1 other annotated feature (running past both ends of the window) is annotated in these 1,974 nt (G+C 57.0%).

What is annotated here, in order from left to right:
- Nucleotides 1-1,974, bottom strand: a sequence feature (mutual gap in cmsearch alignment for this rRNA model is longer than 100) (it extends past both window edges: 850 nt to the left, 914 nt to the right).

Raw genomic sequence — 1,974 nt, 5'->3', positions numbered from 1 at the left:
CCTGATTGCCAACCAGGCTGAGGGAACCTTTGGGCGCCTCCGTTACCATTTAGGAGGCAACCGCCCCAGTTAAACTACCCACCAGACACTGTCCCTGATCCGGATCACGGACCCAGGTTAGACATCCAGCACGACCAGAGTGGTATTTCAACGACGCCTCCACACCAACTGGCGTTGATGCTTCACAGGCTCCCACCTATCCTACACAAGCCGAACCGAACACCAATATCAAGCTGTAGTAAAGGTCCCGGGGTCTTTCCGTCCTGCTGCGCGAAACGAGCATCTTTACTCGTAATGCAATTTCACCGGGCCTGTGGTTGAGACAGTCGAGAAGTCGTTACGCCATTCGTGCAGGTCGGAACTTACCCGACAAGGAATTTCGCTACCTTAGGATGGTTATAGTTACCACCGCCGTTTACTGGCGCTTAAGTTCTCAGCTTCGCCCCGTCGAAACAGAGCTAACCGGTCCCCTTAACGTTCCAGCACCGGGCAGGCGTCAGTCCGTATACATCGCCTTACGGCTTCGCACGGACCTGTGTTTTTAGTAAACAGTCGCTTCTCGCTGGTCTCTGCGGCCACCCCCAGCTCGGAGTGCAAGACTCGTCACCAGGAATGGCCCCCCTTCTCCCGAAGTTACGGGGGCATTTTGCCGAGTTCCTTAACCACAGTTCACCCGAACGCCTCGGTATTCTCTACCAGACCACCTGAGTCGGTTTAGGGTACGGGCCGCCATGAAACTCGCTAGAGGCTTTTCTCGACAGCATAGGATCATCCACTTCACCACAATCGGCTCGGCATCAGGTCTCAGACTATATGTCACGCGGATTTGCCTACGTGACGTCCTACACCCTTACCCCGGGACAACCACCGCCCGGGCTGGACTACCTTCCTGCGTCACCCCATCGCTCAACTACTACCCTGTTGGGCCGGCGGCTCCACCACTCCCTTCGGTCCGAAGACCTCCGGGCGGCTTCACGGCCTTAGCATTCAGAGGTTCATCGCTGGCGCTTCAAAGCGGGTACGGGAATATCAACCCGTTGTCCATCGACTACGCCTGTCGGCCTCGCCTTAGGTCCCGACTTACCCTGGGCAGATCAGCTTGACCCAGGAACCCTTGGTCAATCGGCGCAGGAGTTTCCCACTCCTGTATCGCTACTCATGCCTGCATTCTCACTCGTATACCGTCCACCACTAGGTTCCCCTGCGGCTTCACCCGGCACACGACGCTCCCCTACCCATCCACACACCCGTTGGGGCTGTTGTGTGAATGACACGGCTTCGGCGGTGTACTTGAGCCCCGCTACATTGTCGGCGCGGAATCACTTGACCAGTGAGCTATTACGCACTCTTTAAAGGGTGGCTGCTTCTAAGCCAACCTCCTGGTTGTCTCTGCGACTCCACATCCTTTCCCACTTAGCACACGCTTAGGGGCCTTAGCCGGTGTTCTGGGCTGTTTCCCTCTCGACCATGGAGCTTATCCCCCACAGTCTCACTGCCGTGCTCTCACTTACCGGCATTCGGAGTTTGGCTAAGGTCAGTAACCCGGTGAGGCCCATCGCCTATCCAGTGCTCTACCTCCGGCAAGAAACACACGACGCTGCACCTAAATGCATTTCGGGGAGAACCAGCTATCACGGAGTTTGATTGGCCTTTCACCCCTAACCACAGGTCATCCCCCAGGTTTTCAACCCTGGTGGGTTCGGTCCTCCACACGGTCTTACCCGCGCTTCAACCTGCCCATGGCTAGATCACTCCGCTTCGGGTCTTGGGCATGCGACTCAGACGCCCTGTTCGGACTCGCTTTCGCTACGGCTACCCCACACGGGTTAACCTCGCCACACACCGCAAACTCGCAGGCTCATTCTTCAAAAGGCACGCAGTCACCCCTAAAGGCTCCCACGGCTTGTAGGCACACGGTTTCAGGTACTATTTCACTCCGCTCCCGCGGTACTTTTCACCATTCCCTCACGGTAC

It is taken from the genome of Streptacidiphilus anmyonensis (assembly GCF_000787855.1).
GTDB classification, from domain to species: Bacteria; Actinomycetota; Actinomycetes; order Streptomycetales; family Streptomycetaceae; genus Streptacidiphilus; species Streptacidiphilus anmyonensis.
Note: the sequence above shows the minus strand (reverse complement) of the source record. Positions and strands in the feature narration are given on the sequence as shown.